The sequence below is a fragment of the Noviherbaspirillum massiliense JC206 genome, assembly GCF_000312045.1.
Taxonomy (GTDB): domain Bacteria; phylum Pseudomonadota; class Gammaproteobacteria; order Burkholderiales; family Burkholderiaceae_D; genus Noviherbaspirillum; species Noviherbaspirillum massiliense.
Map to the genome: position 1 here is coordinate 1,664,535 of NZ_HE978634.1, position 14,826 is coordinate 1,679,360.

General features: G+C 59.4%; 17 protein-coding genes. 5 read left to right on the plus strand and 12 right to left on the minus strand.

Features of this window, described 5'->3' with window-relative positions:
• Positions 1-6: 6 nt before the first annotated feature.
• Entirely contained in the window at positions 7-783 is a 777-nt protein-coding gene (locus HGHM_RS08230) for an SDR family NAD(P)-dependent oxidoreductase (protein WP_019141043.1), read from the minus strand.
• A gap of 86 nt (positions 784-869) precedes the next feature.
• On the opposite strand from HGHM_RS08230, the gene HGHM_RS08235 reads away from it, so the two are divergent.
• The 3 genes from HGHM_RS08235 to HGHM_RS08245 are packed head-to-tail and all read left to right on the plus strand — an operon-like array spanning position 870 to position 4,392.
• Positions 870-2,591, plus strand: coding sequence for an IlvD/Edd family dehydratase (locus HGHM_RS08235; RefSeq protein WP_019141044.1), 1,722 nt, complete (start codon positions 870-872; stop codon positions 2,589-2,591).
• An 11-nt stretch (positions 2,592-2,602) separates the two neighbouring features.
• A complete protein-coding gene (locus tag HGHM_RS08240; RefSeq protein ID WP_081583552.1) occupies positions 2,603-3,490 on the plus strand; it encodes an SMP-30/gluconolactonase/LRE family protein in 888 nt (295 codons plus the stop codon).
• A complete protein-coding gene (locus HGHM_RS08245) occupies positions 3,487-4,392 on the plus strand; it encodes an aldose 1-epimerase (RefSeq protein ID WP_019141046.1) in 906 nt (301 codons plus the stop codon). The genes HGHM_RS08240 and HGHM_RS08245 overlap by 4 nt, the downstream gene beginning before the upstream one ends.
• On the opposite strand, the gene ldcA is transcribed toward HGHM_RS08245, so the two are convergent.
• From ldcA to guaB, 7 genes are all read right to left on the minus strand, one after another.
• A complete protein-coding gene (gene ldcA, locus HGHM_RS08250) occupies positions 4,364-5,308 on the minus strand; it encodes a muramoyltetrapeptide carboxypeptidase (RefSeq protein ID WP_019141047.1) in 945 nt (314 codons plus the stop codon). The two genes, HGHM_RS08245 and ldcA, sit on opposite strands and share 29 nt — an antisense overlap.
• A 42-nt stretch (positions 5,309-5,350) precedes the next feature.
• The gene (locus tag HGHM_RS08255) at positions 5,351-6,262 is read right to left on the minus strand and encodes an alpha/beta hydrolase (RefSeq protein WP_019141048.1); all 912 of its coding nucleotides are present in this window, start codon (positions 6,260-6,262) and stop codon (positions 5,351-5,353) included.
• 25 nt (positions 6,263-6,287) lie between these two features.
• A complete protein-coding gene (gene tadA, locus HGHM_RS08260) occupies positions 6,288-6,782 on the minus strand; it encodes a tRNA adenosine(34) deaminase TadA (RefSeq protein WP_019141049.1) in 495 nt (164 codons plus the stop codon).
• Positions 6,775-7,236: a 6-carboxytetrahydropterin synthase QueD gene (gene queD / locus HGHM_RS08265; protein WP_019141050.1), complete on the minus strand. Its 462-nt coding sequence runs from the start codon at positions 7,234-7,236 to the stop codon at positions 6,775-6,777. Before queD ends, tadA begins: the two co-directional genes overlap by 8 nt.
• 5 nt (positions 7,237-7,241) lie before the next feature.
• The gene (queE, locus tag HGHM_RS08270) at positions 7,242-7,877 is read right to left on the minus strand and encodes a 7-carboxy-7-deazaguanine synthase (RefSeq protein ID WP_019141051.1); all 636 of its coding nucleotides are present in this window, start codon (positions 7,875-7,877) and stop codon (positions 7,242-7,244) included.
• Positions 7,878-7,964: 87 nt separating this feature from the next.
• The gene (guaA, locus tag HGHM_RS08275; RefSeq protein ID WP_019141052.1) at positions 7,965-9,545 is read right to left on the minus strand and encodes a glutamine-hydrolyzing GMP synthase; all 1,581 of its coding nucleotides are present in this window, start codon (positions 9,543-9,545) and stop codon (positions 7,965-7,967) included.
• 170 nt (positions 9,546-9,715) lie between these two features.
• Entirely contained in the window at positions 9,716-11,176 is a 1,461-nt protein-coding gene (gene guaB, locus HGHM_RS08280; protein WP_019141053.1) for an IMP dehydrogenase, read from the minus strand.
• Between the two features lie 164 nt (positions 11,177-11,340).
• On the opposite strand from guaB, the gene HGHM_RS08285 reads away from it, so the two are divergent.
• Entirely contained in the window at positions 11,341-11,847 is a 507-nt protein-coding gene (locus HGHM_RS08285; RefSeq protein ID WP_019141054.1) for a DUF4124 domain-containing protein, read from the plus strand.
• Positions 11,848-11,877: 30 nt separating this feature from the next.
• Here HGHM_RS08285 and HGHM_RS08290 read toward each other — a convergent pair whose 3' ends face one another.
• Complete coding sequence (locus HGHM_RS08290; protein WP_026075822.1) at positions 11,878-12,186, minus strand: RnfH family protein; 309 nt, start codon at positions 12,184-12,186, stop codon at positions 11,878-11,880.
• Entirely contained in the window at positions 12,179-12,610 is a 432-nt protein-coding gene (locus HGHM_RS08295; RefSeq protein ID WP_019141056.1) for a type II toxin-antitoxin system RatA family toxin, read from the minus strand. Before HGHM_RS08295 ends, HGHM_RS08290 begins: the two co-directional genes overlap by 8 nt.
• 66 nt (positions 12,611-12,676) lie before the next feature.
• On the opposite strand from HGHM_RS08295, the gene smpB reads away from it, so the two are divergent.
• Positions 12,677-13,126, plus strand: coding sequence for an SsrA-binding protein SmpB (gene smpB / locus HGHM_RS08300; protein ID WP_019141057.1), 450 nt, complete (start codon positions 12,677-12,679; stop codon positions 13,124-13,126).
• 75 nt (positions 13,127-13,201) lie between these two features.
• On the opposite strand, the gene HGHM_RS08305 is transcribed toward smpB, so the two are convergent.
• Positions 13,202-14,128 (minus strand): SPFH domain-containing protein, encoded by a 927-nt coding sequence (locus HGHM_RS08305; RefSeq protein WP_019141058.1) that lies wholly within the window; start codon positions 14,126-14,128, stop codon positions 13,202-13,204.
• Positions 14,129-14,142: 14 nt separating this feature from the next.
• Complete coding sequence (locus HGHM_RS08310; RefSeq protein ID WP_019141059.1) at positions 14,143-14,592, minus strand: NfeD family protein; 450 nt, start codon at positions 14,590-14,592, stop codon at positions 14,143-14,145.
• Between the last annotated feature and the right edge of the window lie 234 nt (positions 14,593-14,826).

Consider the following 14,826-nt stretch of genomic DNA (forward strand, 5'->3'; position numbering starts at 1 on the left):
AACAGATTATGACCAGCCGCCATCCACGATGAATTCCTGCGCGGTGCACATCGCACTGTCATCGGCGGCGAGGAACAGCACCATGCGTGCGATATGCCAAGGCTGCAATCGCCCGGGCAGGCACTGGCTGGCGTCGATCAGTTTTTCGCCATCCTCATTCAGCCAGAGCTTGATCTGGCGTTCCGTCATCACCCAGCCCGGCGTCACGGTGTTGACGCGAATCCGATGAGGCCCGAGGTCGCGAGCCAGCCCACGGGTTAGCCCGCAGACAGCTGCCTTGGCCGTGGTGTACACCGGATAACCGCCTCCGGAGATGTGCCAGCTGATCGAACCAAGATTGATAATCGAGCCGCCGCCGTTTTTTTTCATGCCCCCGATGACTTGCTGGCAGGTGAAGAACATGGGCCGCTGATTGATGGCGATCATGTTGTTCCAGGCCTCGACCGTGACTTCTTCCGGCTTGTGCCGCTGGTCGTTGCCGGCGTTGTTTACCAGGACCTGAAAGTCCCCCATCTGTTCCGCCATGCTGCGCATGACATCCTGCAGTGCCGGGACGTCGCGGATGTCACACTCGCGAAACACCGGCATTTCATGCCCGGCCGCTGCAATTCTTTCGCAGAGAGCAAGGCTGGCATCCACCTCAATGTCGACGAAACCGACCTTTGCCCCCTGCTCCGCAAAGGCCACAACGATGCTCTCGCCGATGCCCGAGCCGCCGCCCGTCACGAAGACGCGCCGCCCTTTTAAGCTCGGATAGCTCGCCAGATCGCCCGGTGCCGACATGATTTCTCCTGAACTTTCGCTGCAAGGCTTACTCAATATTGATGCTGGCCTGAAACCTTCCTCTCCCTTTCTCCATCCATACCATCATGGCGACCCAACGTCCGAAGCGCCGCAGTCAGGCATGGTTCGAAAAGCAGGACCGCGATGGCTTCGTGCATCGAAGCTGGACCGGAAAACCCGGCTATCCCCAGGACTCCTTCGATGGCCGACCGATCATCGGCATCTGTAACACCTGGTCGGAATTAACGCCCTGCAATATCCATTTCCGTGAACTGGCCGAATTCGTCAAGCGCGGTGTACTTGAGGCAGGCGGATTCCCCCTGGAGTTCCCCGTGATGTCGCTAGGGGAAACGCAGCTGCGGCCGACTGCCATGCTGTTTCGCAATCTTGCCAGCATGGACGTCGAGGAATCGATCCGCGGCAACCCGATCGATGGCGTGGTGCTGCTCATGGGATGCGACAAGACGACGCCCGCCCTTCTGATGGGCGCGGCAAGCTGCGGCTTGCCGACCATAGGCATTTCCGGCGGCCCCATGCTCAACGGGAAATTCCACGGCAAAGACCTCGGCTCCGGCACGGGCGTCTGGATGATGTCGGAGATGGTGCGCGCCGGCCAGATGAGCCAGGAAGAATTTTCGGAAGCCGAAGTCTGCATGAATCGCTCCAGCGGTCATTGCAACACCATGGGGACCGCATCGACCATGGCCAGCATGGTGGAAGCCCTCGGCATGTCCCTGCCCGGCAATGCCGCCATTCCCGCATCCGACACTCGTCGCAACCGGCTTGCGCAACTGAGCGGACGGCGGATCGTGCAGATGGTGGAAGGAGACATCGGAATGGCGAAGATCCTGACGCGCGAGGCATTTGAAAACGCCATTCGCGTCAATGCGGCAATCGGCGGATCGACCAATTCGGTTGTCCATTTGCTGGCAATCGCCGGTCGCATGGGTATCGAGCTGACTCTTGATGACTGGGACCGGATCGGCAGCGAGATGCCTTGCCTGGTGAATCTGCAGCCTTCCGGCGAATACCTGATGGAAGACTTTTACTACGCCGGCGGACTGCCAGCGGTGTTGCGCGAAATCCGCCATCTCCTGCACGGCGATACCTTGACGGCAAATGGCAGAACGCTCGCAGAAAACATTGACGATGCACCCTGCTACAACCGCGATGTCATCCGCCCCTTCAACGAGCCTTTCAAGGAAAAGGCGGGTATCGCGGTATTGAAGGGTAATCTTGCGCCGGATGGTGCGGTCATCAAGCCGTCGGCTGCATCGCCTCATCTACTGCAGCATCGCGGTCCGGCCATCGTGTTTGAATCGATCGAAGAACTGCACAGCCGGATCGACGATCCGGCAATGGACGTTGATGAAAACAGCATCATGGTGCTGAAGTATTGCGGTCCGCGCGGCTATCCCGGCATGGCCGAAGTCGGAAACATGCCGCTGCCGCGCAAGGTGCTGCAGAAAGGCTTCACCGACATGGTGCGCATTTCCGATGCCCGCATGAGCGGCACCGCGTATGGCACAGTGGTGCTGCACACGTCGCCGGAAGCGGCAATAGGCGGACCGCTTGCGCTGGTCAGGACCGGGGACATGATCGAACTTGATGTGCCCGCACGTCGCCTCCATCTCGACATTTCAGACGAGGAGTTGCAGCGTCGCAAGGCGGAATGGAAGCCGCCATCGAAACCGGAACGCGGCTATGTCAGGCTGTACGTCGATCATGTCCAGCAGGCGCATCTCGGTGCCGACCTGGATTTCCTGGTCGGCCATAGCGGCGCACCGGTTCCCCGCGAATCACATTGATGGAGAGGCCGATGAAGACTCCGGAGTGTGTCTGGGACACTCATGCCCAACTAGGCGAAGGCCCGCTCTGGTCATCCAAGGCGCAAGCCTTGTACTGGGTCGACATCCTCGGGCGACGCCTGCATCGCTATTCGCCATGGGAGGGGCAGCGCAGCTGGGCCTTCGAGGAAGAAATTTCAGCAGTAGCGGAACGCGCAGGGGGGAATGGGTTGATCGTTACCCTGCGCCGCGGCTTCGCCTTCTTCGACCCCGCTAGCGGGCAACTGGAGCATCTGATCCAGCCGGAGACGGACCTGCCGAACAATCGTTTCAATGACGGCAAATGCGATGCGCGCGGCCGGTTCTGGGCCGGCAGCATGGATTTCGAGGGCAGGCAAACAAGTGGCTCCCTGTACCGTCTTTCGGCCGACCTCGCCTGTGTGCGCATGGATGGCGGCTATGCGGTGACCAACGGCCCCGCATGGTCTGCCGACAATCGGACGATGTATTTCAACGACAGTGCGAACGGCCGTGTCTATGCCTTCGACTTCGACCTTGATGCCGGCGGCTTGTCCAACAAGCGCCTGTTCCTGCAATTCCCGGCGGAGGAAGGCGTCCCGGACGGCATGACCACCGATGCGGAAGGCGGGCTCTGGATCGCGCACTGGGGCGCGGGAAAGCTGACTCGGCATGATGCGGCTGGCAAGGTGCTGCATGCGATCGACCTTCCCTGCAGCCAGGTATCGAGCTGCGCCTTCGGCGGACCGGACATGAAAACCCTGTTCATCACCACTGCACTCACCGGACTGTCGAACGAACAACTGGCGCGCGAGCCGCTGGCTGGCGGATTGTTCGCCGTCGATCTCGATATTGCCGGCGTACCCGCCAATACTTTCCGAAGCGAGCTGACATCCGCATGAACACCGATACCGTTTCTCTGCAGACTGGGTTCCAGCGCCTCATTCTCGTGCCGCGGCTTGGTGGCGGCATCGCCGCCTGGGATTGGAAAATCGGGGATGGATGGTCGCCCATCTTCCGCACCTGGAATGGCGCATCGGAAGATCGTTACACCCTAGCCTGTTTTCCACTGGTGCCATGGTCGAACCGGATCACGCAAGGCGGCTTCGAGCACGAAGGCTTGTTCTATCCGATCCGGAACAACCGGCCCGGCGAGCCCTACCCCATCCACGGGGATGGCTGGCTGCAGCCTTGGGAGGTGCTGGACCAGACCGATAATAGCATTACGCTTGCGCTGGAATCGCATCGCTTCGACGACAATCCCTATCATTACGCCAGCACTGAAACCCTGCGCCTGCATCCGGACGGACTGGCCATCGACCTGACGGTGACCAACCGCGGAAACCGCGCCCTGCCTTACGGCCTCGGGTTGCATCCGTATTTCATGCGCAATGAGCAGACGCGGCTGCAATCCACGGCGAGCGGAGTATGGCTATCCGGCGATGACCCCATCCCCGCGGCTTATACCAGGGACTTTCCTCCGACCTGGGACTACAACAAGCCAGCGCCGCTGGAGGGCCCTCTGATCGACAACTGCTTCGACGGATGGAATGGTGCCTCGGTGATCGACTATCCGGACCGGAACATGACGGTCACCATGTCGATGGCCAATTGCAGTGGTTACAGCCTGCTGTACCGCCCGCCTGGCCTGCCCTTTTTCTGCCTGGAGCCGATCACTCATCCGATCGATGCCCTCCACATGCCGGGACAGCCGGGGCTGGTCGTGCTGAAGCCGGGCGAAAGCTTCACCTTGAAAGCGAGGTTCTTCGTTGAACTCAGGCGGCCGGCGCACGAGGTGCAATGAAGGGATAGCCGCACATGGTGACGCTGGCGTGGCTTCCGTCCGATACCAGCCGGGCCTGGCAGCCGACGGGCAGCGTCACCTTGTCGCGGATGTGCCCGAAAGGAAGGCCGGTCAGCACAGGAATGCCGCAGCGTGACCGGAAATAATCCAGCATAGCAGCGAAGTCATACCCGTTGTCGTACTCGGCCAGCTGGTAATTGGAGAAAGCCCCCAGCACCACCGCCTTCTGGCGCGACAGCACGCCGGTATGGAGCAGTTGCAGCAGCATGCGCTCGACACGGTAAGGATGCTCGTTGACGTCTTCCAGAAACAGGATGCCTCCATCCACCTCGGAAAAATAAGGTGTACCGGCCAAGTGCACCAGCATCGACAGGTTCCCGCCCCACAGCATGCCCTCCAGTTCTACGGCAGGATTCTGGCCGGGTTGGAATTCGATGGTGTGCGAGGGGCTTGTCAGGCATTGCTGAAAATGCCGAAGCGTAAAACCGCTCGGTTCTTCCCGGGAAAAATCGGAACAGACCATCGGGCCCGAAAAACTGATCGCCCCGGTCTGTGCCAGCAAGCCCATGTGGAACGCAGTGAAATCGCTGTGCCCGACAAACAGCTTGCCGCTGTTCGCCAGCATCCGGAAATCCACCGCATGAAGAAGGCGAGACATGCCGTAGCCGCCACGCAAAGCCAGCACGACCTGTGTATCCGGGTCTTGTGCTGCTGCATGGATCTGCGCGACACGAGCGGCATCGGTTGCGCCAAAGCGCTGATGCCGTGCCTCATGCTCGTAATAGCTGCGTACGCGGCAGCCCCAGGATTCCAGCAGCGCGACGGCGCGTTCATGCGCAGCCTGCTCCGGCGCATAGCCGCTCGGCGCAACGATCGCTATCCCGACTCCTGACATCGGCGTGCTGGCGGTGGTCATCCATTCACTCCCATCGATTTCATGTTCCTATGCATCAAGGCATCACGCGCGCCGCGCCCGCGGTCCGGGTTCGCCCTTGCAATGCGTTGCGATCAGTTTCGCCAGGCTGGCTTCGAGCGCCGGCGGAATATCATGCCCCATGCCTTCGACTTCGTGCAACACTGCTCCGGGTATCCAGCGTGCGGTGTCGCGCCCGCATGCGAGCGGAACGAGCGGGTCATCGGCCCCGTGAATGACGAGTGTCGGTACGCTGATCTTGCGCAAGGCCGGGCTGCGATCGCCGGAAGCCATCACCGCCATCATCTGGCGTGCCGTGCCTTGAGGGCAGACATTGCGCCGGACGCTTCTTGTTACCTGCTCACGCAGCACCTCATCCGGGACCGGATACTTGGGGCTGCCAATGGTGCGGTATGCCCTTACGAAATACTCGATCACACTCTGCATGTTGCGCGGGTTCTCGGGCCTAGAGAACAGCGCATCGCGCGCGCTCGGCATCGGACCTGGCAATCCGGGCCGTCCGCTGGTGGACATGATGGAGGTCAGCGTCGAGACCCGCTCCGGATGATCGGCAGCGAGGATCTGCGCAATCATTCCGCCCATCGAAGCGCCGACGATGTGGGCCTTGTCGATGCCAAGGCCATCGAGCAGGCCAATCGTATCCCTCGCCATGTCCTGAAGGGTATAACCGGGGAACAGGGGCAGATGGAACATCGATTTGAAAACGGCCATCGGCAGGTTGGGCTTACCGAGGTGCTCCAGCTTGGTCGACAAACCGCTGTCCCGGTTGTCGAAGCGGATCACATGGAAACCCTGATCCGCCAGTTCCCTGCAAAATGCTTCCGGCCACGAAATCAGTTGGAGGCCGAGGCCGGCGATCAGGACGAGGGCTTTGCCGTTCGAGTCGCCCTGAGTGTCATAGGTCAGCGTAATGCCGTTGGTGTCGATGGTGGGCAAGTCGTATCCTTTGTACCGCCGCGGGTTAACCGCGGTCCGTTGGCACGACCACCGCAGCCTGCCGCACCGCCTGATTGCGCCGCTCCGCAAAAAATTCCTTGAGCAGCGCGCCGCACTCATCCGCCAGCACGCCGCCGATGACGGCTGTATGGTGATTCAGTTTTTGCTGTTCAAACAGGTTCACCACCGAGCCGGAAGCGCCGGTCTTGGGATCGGGCGCACCGAATACCACCCGCGCGAGCCGCGCATGCATCATCGCTCCGGCGCACATCGCGCACGGCTCCAGCGTCACATACAGCTCGCAACCCGGCAAACGGTAATTTCCGAGGACTTCGGCAGCCGCCCGCAGTGCCATGATTTCCGCATGGGCGGTCGGATCGTGCCGGCCGATCGGCTGGTTGAACCCACTTGCAATCACCTGGCCTTCCCTGACCACGAGCGCGCCGACCGGCACTTCGCCCAGCGCCCAGGCCTTGCGTGCCTGTTCGATGGCCTGGAGCATGAATGCCGCGTCATGCATGGCGGTCGTCGGCTTCATCGATCTCGGCCCAGCAATTGGGGGTTTCGTACAAGACCAGCCTGATGAGGCGCATTTCCCGGCCGTAGCGCCGGCGATAGACATCCTTCAGGATATCGAAGGCGACACGCACGAGGTTTTCCACCGTAGGGACCCGGTTCAGCACCACGGTCTTGTGGTCCGGCAGACTTTCGAGAAATTCCCTGACCGCTGCATCCTTTTCATAGACGAGAAATGCATGGTCCCAGACGTCGACCAGATGCGCCTTGGCGAGCGCCTTAACGTCGGAAAAATCCATGATCATGCCATTGTCGGAGCGCCCGTCCTGGTCGAGCACCTGTCCGGCAAGGGTGATATGCAGTGCATAGCGATGGCCATGCAGGTTGCGACACTGGCTCTTGTGGTCGGGAATCCGGTGGCCGGCATCGAATTCGAGCTTGCGTGTAATGGTCAGCATGCGAACTACGGGATTTGCAATAATTTATGGGTCTGCAGGCTCAGCTTCCAGCGCGGGTTCGCCTTGCAAACTTCGATCGCAAGACGAGTATTCTTCTCGAGATCGGGGCCGTCCATGGGCTGCACATAGAAATGATCGAACTCAAGATGCTCATAATCCGCCAAGTTCTGGCCAGCCTGCGGAATGACGACCTTCAGCTCGCTGCCCTTCTCCACGCACAGGCGGGATCCGGCTTTCGGGCTGACGCAGACCCAGTCGACACCTGGCGGCACCGGCAAGGTGCCATTGGTTTCGATCGCGATTTCGAAGCCCCGTGCATGCATGCTCCCGATCAGCGCCCCGTTAAGTTGCAGCAGGGGTTCCCCACCGGTGAACACGACGAATTTACTGTCTGCGAAAGCAGTCGGCCATAGGGCATTGATCGTCTCGGCGAGGCGTTCGCTGTCTGCATACTTTCCGCCAAGCTCGCCATCGGTGCCGACGAAATCGGTATCGCAGAATTTGCACACCGCCGTAGCCCGATCCTGTTCCCGCCCGGACCACAGGTTGCAGCCAGAGAAGCGGCAAAAAACCGCCGGCCGGCCGGCATGCGTGCCCTCGCCTTGCAGGGTATAGAAAATTTCCTTGATGCTATAAGTCACGACAAATCCCGCAAAGCCCCAAACGCGAAAACACCGATGCCACCGTTGACGATATCAATGGTCTGCCTCGCGCAGATGAAAACGCCATCACTCCCACTCGATAGTGGCCGGCGGTTTGCCCGAGATATCGTAGACGACACGGTTAATGCCGCGCACTTCGTTGATGATTCGGTTCGAGACCCGTCCCAGCAATTCATGGGGCAAGTGCGCCCAGTGTGCGGTCATGAAATCCTGAGTCTGCACGGCGCGCAGTGCGACCACATACTCGTAGGTGCGGCCGTCGCCCATCACCCCGACCGAGCGTACCGGCAGGAATACCGCAAACGCCTGGCTGGTCTTGTCATACCAGGAACGCCCTTCCTCATCGGTCGCCGCGCGCAGTTCTTCGATGAAAATTGCATCGGCGCGGCGCAGAAGGTCTGCATATTCCTTCTTCACTTCGCCGAGGATGCGCACACCGAGGCCGGGGCCCGGGAACGGATGGCGATACACCATGGCATGCGGTAGGCCGAGCGCAACGCCGAGTTCGCGCACCTCGTCCTTGAAAAGTTCACGCAGCGGTTCGAGCAGCTTCAGGTTCAGCGTTTCGGGCAAGCCGCCCACGTTGTGGTGGCTCTTGATGGTGTGCGCCGTTTTCTTGCCCTTGCCCGCGCTCTCGATGACGTCCGGGTAAATCGTGCCCTGCGCCAGCCATCTCGCATTCTTCAGCCTGGCAGCTTCGGCCTGGAACACCTCGACGAACTCGCGGCCAATGATCTTGCGCTTCGCTTCCGGATCGTTGACGCCGGCGAGCTTGCCCATGAATTGTTCGGTTGCGTCGACATGGATCACCTTCACACCGAGGTTTTTGCCGAACATGTCCATCACCATCTTGCCTTCGTCGAGGCGCAGCAGGCCATGGTCGACAAACACGCAGGTCAGCTGCTTGCCGATTGCGCGGTGGATCAGTGCCGCCGCCACACTGCTGTCGACGCCGCCGGACAGGCCGAGGATCACTTCCTCGTCGCCAACTTGCTTGCGAATCGCCTCAACCGCTTCGGCAATGTAGTCCGGCATGTTCCAGTCGGACTTGCAGCCGCAGATCTCGTGTACGAAGCGGCTGAGCATCGCCTTGCCCTGTAGCGTATGGGTCACTTCCGGATGGAACTGCACCGCGTACAGTTTGCGTTCCTCGTCGGCCATGCCGGCAATCGGACAATTGTCGGTGGAAGCCATCAGCTTGAAGCCGGGCGGCATTTCGATGATTTTGTCGCCATGGCTCATCCAGACTTTCAGCATGCCGTGCCCTTCCGAGGTCACGAAGTCGGCGATGCCGTTCAACAGTTGCGTATGGCCGCGCGCGCGCACCTCCGCATAACCGAACTCCCGGACCTTGCCGTTTTCGACTTGGCCACCCAACTGGGCCGCCATGGTCTGCATGCCGTAGCAGATGCCCAGCACCGGCACGCCGATTTCGAACACTGCCTGCGGTGCACGCGGCGTGTCTCCCTCGGTCACCGAATTCGGGCCGCCCGACAGGATGATGCCGGCCGCGCCATAGGTCCGGACGAATTCGTCGCTGACATCGTAGGGATACACCTCGGAGAATACGCCTGCCTCGCGCACGCGGCGCGCGATCAGCTGGGTTACCTGGGAGCCGAAATCAAGGATGAGGATCTTGGAATGCATGAACGGGGTTCGTAAAAAATATCAGGGTAATTCGGTGCTTAGGACATGCCTTGCCGCACTGTGCGAAACCTGCGCGAATTCATCAGCCCGCATCGACTGTGTGCCACCCTGATTCCAGGCTGGCACACAGTCGTATCGGGCCTCTGCAAATGCCTGAACTGCAGCAGCGCTTAGTCGGCGCGATAGTTGGGCGCCTCTTTGGTGATCTGCACATCATGCACATGCGACTCGCGCATGCCGGCTGCCGTGATTTCGACGAATTCAGCCTTTTCCCGGAACTCGTCTATCGTGGCACAACCGCAATATCCCATGGATGAGCGCACGCCGCCAACGAGCTGGTAAAGAATTGCCAGGACGCTGCCCTTGTAAGGCACACGGCCCTCGATACCCTCTGGCACGAGCTTGTCGGCATTGTTGGCGGCATCCTGGAAATAACGGTCGGCAGATCCCTGCGCCATGGCGCCTAGGCTGCCCATGCCGCGGTACGACTTGTAGCTGCGCCCCTGGTACAGGATCACTTCGCCCGGCGCTTCTTCCGTGCCGGCAAACATGCTGCCCATCATTACGCTCGATGCGCCGGCCGCCAGCGCCTTCGCAACATCGCCGGAGAAGCGAATGCCTCCGTCGGCGATGCAGGGAATCCCGGTCCCCTTCAGCGCTTCCGCCACGTTCGAAATCGCCGTAATCTGAGGCACACCAACGCCAGCCACGATGCGCGTGGTGCAGATCGACCCCGGGCCGATGCCGACCTTGACCGCGTCCGCGCCATGCTCTACGAGAGCAATCGCCGCCGCTGCCGTCGCAATATTGCCGCCGATGACCTCGACCTGCGGGTAATTCTTCTTGACCCACTTCACCCGGTCCAGCACGCCTTTGGAGTGGCCATGCGCGGTATCGACCACGATCACGTCGACGCCGGCCTTGACCAGCAGGTCGATGCGCTCGTCATTGTCCGGTCCCACGCCAACCGCAGCACCGACGCGCAACTTGCCATGCTCGTCCTTGGCGGCCTCCGGATGCTCCGTCGCCTTCTGGATATCCTTCACGGTGATTAGGCCGCGCAGCTCGAATGCGTCATTGACGACGATGACGCGTTCCAGGCGGTGCTTGTTCATCAGGCGCTTCGCTTCCGCCAGATCCGCGCCTTCCTTGACGTACACCAGCTTTTCGCGCGGCGTCATCTTGTCGCGCACTTCCGCGTCGAGCTCTTCCTCGAAACGCAGGTCCCGATTGGTAATGATCCCAACTACCAGCTTGCCTTCGACGACGGGAAAACCACTGATGCCATGCTGTTCCGAGAGCGCGATCACGTCGCGGATCTTCATGGTGGGAGGAATCGTGATCGGATCGCGCACCACACCGGACTCGAAGCGTTTCACCTTGGCCACTTCACGCGCCTGCTCTTTCGGCGTGAGGTTCTTGTGGATGATGCCGATGCCCCCTTCCTGAGCCATGGCGATGGCAAGACGAGCCTCGGTCACGGTATCCATTGCCGCGGAAAGCAGCGGAATGTTCAGCGTGATGTTGCGTGTCAGGCGGGTTTTGAGGGAGGTGTCTTTGGGAAGGATGCCCGAAAATGCCGGCACAAGGAGCACGTCATCGAACGTGAGTGCTTTCTGAAGTAGACGCATAGTGATTCCTATAGGCGCAAAAGCGAATTATACAGAAATCCGCCAAATACGTCGTTTTGACGCATGTTTTCAGGGCGGGAAAACGCTAAAACCCGGACTATTTGTTGACACCGCTTTCAAAGCATGGCGAAATCGCTTTTGTGTTTATGCCCATAAAGTCGCCTATGAAACAGATCTCGCTGAAACACCTGATTCTTGCAATTGCAATATCAAGCTTCGCGGGCGCCGCCTTTGCCCAATACGTATGGATCGATGAAAGAGGCGTCAAGCAATATTCCGACATCCCACCCCCCTCCTCTGTACCCAAGAGTCGCATCCTGAAGGAGCGTGGGCGACCGGTCGCGCCGGCAGCCAACGATCAGGCGGCGAATGAAAGCGCGACGACGGCGTCGCTCGACAAGAAGGCTCCGATGACAACCGCCGAGAAGAATGCCGAATTCCAGAAGCGAAGGACGGAACAGGCGGAGAAGGAGAAGAAGGCAAATGAAGAAGCGAAAATTGCCGCCGAAAACAGCAAGAATTGCGAGCGTGCCCGCAACTACAAGCGCACACTAGAGTCCGGCGAGCGGATCGCGCAAAACGACCAGAACGGCGAGCGTTCATTCATGACCGATGAGCAGCGCGCACATGAACTCAGGGAAGTCGGCCAGTTGCTCCAGAAATGCAAGTAGTAGTTGTTCAGGCAACAAAAAAGCCCGCCGTCAGCGGGCTTTTTTGTTTTCTTCCTTCTGGGCACGCCTGCGGCGCGTCTCCTTCGGATCGGCGACGAGCGGACGGTAGATCTCCACCCGATCGCCGTCACGCAGCACCGTATCGAGCGGCTTGAGCTTGCCATAAATCCCGACGCGGGCCACGGTCAAATCGATATCCGGGACTTCCGTCAGTATTCCGCTTTGCCGGATCGCATCCTGAATTCTCGTTCCGGGCGCGACCCGCAGCTCGCGCAAGATCTGCCGCTCCGGCCTCGCGTAAGATACCTGGACGCGAACCATATCAGGAGCGTCATCCATACACCGCCTCTGCCCTCTTGCGGAAGGAGTCGACGAAACTGTTGGCGATCATATTGAACACCGGGCCGATGATCTGCTCCAGTATCCTGCTCGAAAACTCGTAGTGCAGGTCGAACTCGATTTTGCATGCATCCTCGCGCAAGGACTTGAATGTCCAGGTGCCGTCCAGATGCTTGAAAGGCCCTTCGACCAGTTTCATCTTCATCAGGGATGGTGGCGCATTGGTGTTTTCGGTCGTGAACTTCTGCTTGACGCCGTGATAGTTGATGCGCAGGGTCGCTACCAGTCTATTGTCCTCGCGCTGCAGGACATCGACGCCATCGCACCAGGGCAGGAATTTCGGGTAGTCCTCGACCCGATCGACGAGCTTGAACATCTGTTCTGCGCTGTAACCCAAGAGCACGGATTTGTGTACGACTGCCATCGAATGGGTACCGTTTGATAAAATGTGAAGCCAAGATTTTAACCGACCCGCCCTTTTTCCGAAGCCATGACCATTGTTGACAATAAAAAAGCCTTCTTCGATTACTTCATCGAGGAACGCTATGAGGCGGGCATGGTGCTGGAGGGATGGGAGGTGAAGTCCATCCGCGCCGGCCGCGTGCAGCTCAAGGAAGCCTACGTCATCGTGCGCCAGGGAGAAGTATTCCTGTTCGGCGCCCACATCAGCCCCTTGCCCACGGCATCGACCCATGTTTCCCCGGACCCGGTCCGTACCCGCAAACTGCTCCTCAAGGAAGAGGAAATCAAGAGGCTGATCGGAAAAGTCGAGCGTGCCGGCTATACCTTGGTGCCTCTCAATCTCCATTACACCCGTGGCCGGGTCAAGTGCGAAGTCGGGCTGGCAAAAGGCAAGAAACAGCATGACAAGCGCGAAAGCGAAAAGCAGCGCGATTGGCAGAGGGAAAAACAAACAATCCTGAAGCAGCACCAGCGCTGATCGCCGCGATTCCGATCGAATTCCCAATAAGGCGATAGGCGAGCTACCACTCGCCTATCGTAGTCCGCCGCGCGCTTATCTCGGCTGCTGCGACTTCACGACCTGCATTGCTCCCGCAATTAGCCCGCTGATATCGCTCATGTTGGCCGGGACAATGATCGAGTTGTTGGTCTTTGCCAGCTGAGCGAAGGCATTTACGTATTGCTCGGCAACTTTCAGGTTGACCGCATCGGAGCCGCCCGGTTCGCGGATGGCGGCTCCCGTCTTGCGCAAGGCTTCGGCGCTTGCCTCTGCAATGGCGAGAATAGCGGCGGCCTGGCCTTGAGCGCGGTTGATCGCAGCCTGCTTTTCCCCTTCCGACTTGGCGATTGCAGCCTCCCGTTCGCCGTTGGCGATATTGATCTGTTCCTGCCTGCGCCCTTCCGATGCGGCAATCAGGGCCCGCTTTTCGCGCTCGGCGGTAATCTGTGCCTGCATCGCGTGCAGGATCTCCTTGGGCGGCGTCAAGTCCTTGATCTCGTAGCGCAATACCTTCACGCCCCAGTTCGCTGCGGATTCATCGATCGCGCTGACGACGGTCTTGTTGATGTGGTCGCGCTCCTCGAAGGTCTTGTCGAGCTCCATCCTGCCGATCACGGATCGCAACGTGGTCTGCGCGAGCTGCGTGATCGCCATAATGTAATTCGATGAGCCGTAGGACGCACGCATCGGATCGGTTACCTGAAAATAGAGGATGCCGTCCACCTGCAGTTGGGTATTGTCCTTGGTAATGCAAACCTGGCTCGGAACATCGAGCGGGATTTCCTTGAGCGAATGCTTGTAGGCGATACGGTCAATAAACGGCAGGACGATATTCAGGCCAGGCCCCAGCGTCGCATGGTATTTCCCGAAACGTTCAACGACCCAGGCATGCTGCTGGGGCACGACATTAATCGTCTTGAACACGAAGACGATTGCCAGAATAAAGATTACCAGGCCAAGATTGCCGAGGCTGAATCCCATTGTTTTCTCCCTTGTCAGTTGCTGTCCGCTCTGTTGTTGCCGACGATCAGGCGGCTCCCTCTTATCTCGCGGATGATGAAGAGCCCCGGATGCGGATCCGTGCCCGATTGCAGTTCGACATCCCACATCGCGCCGCGGTACGGAACTCGGGCAGTGTTTCTGCCCCCGCTGCCATGCCAGGCATCGACGCTGATCTGTTGCCCAATATCGAGGTTCACATTCGGATCCCGCGCCGCATCGACCTTTCCTTCTCTTCCGGCCTTAATACGGCGCAGGCTGGTCGTCGCAAGCATGCCGACAATCGCCGCCACCAGCAATTGAACAATACCTTCAGCCCCCGCAAGAGCCGCAATGCCGCCTACTGCAAGCCCGAGGCCGATCATCAGCAGATAAAAAGTACCGGTGAACAACTCGAGAATTATCGTCACCCCTGCCGTTATGAACCACAGGATCCATTCAGACATTGCTTCTCTCTCCTCACGCGATTGATGCTTCCTCGAAAAGAAAAACCCCCGGGACCGAAAGTGCCGGGGGTTCAAACCAACGGAAACAACTATTTTTGTTGGTTGTTATTCGAAAATAAACTGGCTTTAGTCTAATCCAAAATTTCTCTGCTTCCAATAAATTCGGCACTGTCATTTGTCGCCTTACAACAGCTTGCTCATAGCAAAAAGCGGGCATGAAGCCCGCTTTTTGTC

What these genes read in the sequence shown, in the direction of transcription:
- HGHM_RS08230 (WP_019141043.1), bottom strand. Translation starts at nt 783, where the DNA reads ATGTCGGCACCGGGCGATCTGGCGAGCTATCCGAGCTTAAAAGGGCGG.
- HGHM_RS08235 (WP_019141044.1), top strand. Translation starts at nt 870, where the DNA reads ATGGCGACCCAACGTCCGAAGCGCCGCAGTCAGGCATGGTTCGAAAAG.
- HGHM_RS08240 (WP_081583552.1), top strand. Translation starts at nt 2,603, where the DNA reads ATGAAGACTCCGGAGTGTGTCTGGGACACTCATGCCCAACTAGGCGAA.
- HGHM_RS08245 (WP_019141046.1), top strand. Translation starts at nt 3,487, where the DNA reads ATGAACACCGATACCGTTTCTCTGCAGACTGGGTTCCAGCGCCTCATT.
- ldcA (WP_019141047.1), bottom strand. Translation starts at nt 5,308, where the DNA reads ATGACCACCGCCAGCACGCCGATGTCAGGAGTCGGGATAGCGATCGTT.
- tadA (WP_019141049.1), bottom strand. Translation starts at nt 6,782, where the DNA reads ATGCATGACGCGGCATTCATGCTCCAGGCCATCGAACAGGCACGCAAG.
- queD (WP_019141050.1), bottom strand. Translation starts at nt 7,236, where the DNA reads ATGCTGACCATTACACGCAAGCTCGAATTCGATGCCGGCCACCGGATT.
- guaA (WP_019141052.1), bottom strand. Translation starts at nt 9,545, where the DNA reads ATGCATTCCAAGATCCTCATCCTTGATTTCGGCTCCCAGGTAACCCAG.
- guaB (WP_019141053.1), bottom strand. Translation starts at nt 11,176, where the DNA reads ATGCGTCTACTTCAGAAAGCACTCACGTTCGATGACGTGCTCCTTGTG.
- HGHM_RS08285 (WP_019141054.1), top strand. Translation starts at nt 11,341, where the DNA reads ATGAAACAGATCTCGCTGAAACACCTGATTCTTGCAATTGCAATATCA.
- HGHM_RS08290 (WP_026075822.1), bottom strand. Translation starts at nt 12,186, where the DNA reads ATGGATGACGCTCCTGATATGGTTCGCGTCCAGGTATCTTACGCGAGG.
- HGHM_RS08295 (WP_019141056.1), bottom strand. Translation starts at nt 12,610, where the DNA reads ATGGCAGTCGTACACAAATCCGTGCTCTTGGGTTACAGCGCAGAACAG.
- smpB (WP_019141057.1), top strand. Translation starts at nt 12,677, where the DNA reads ATGACCATTGTTGACAATAAAAAAGCCTTCTTCGATTACTTCATCGAG.
- HGHM_RS08305 (WP_019141058.1), bottom strand. Translation starts at nt 14,128, where the DNA reads ATGGGATTCAGCCTCGGCAATCTTGGCCTGGTAATCTTTATTCTGGCA.
- HGHM_RS08310 (WP_019141059.1), bottom strand. Translation starts at nt 14,592, where the DNA reads ATGTCTGAATGGATCCTGTGGTTCATAACGGCAGGGGTGACGATAATT.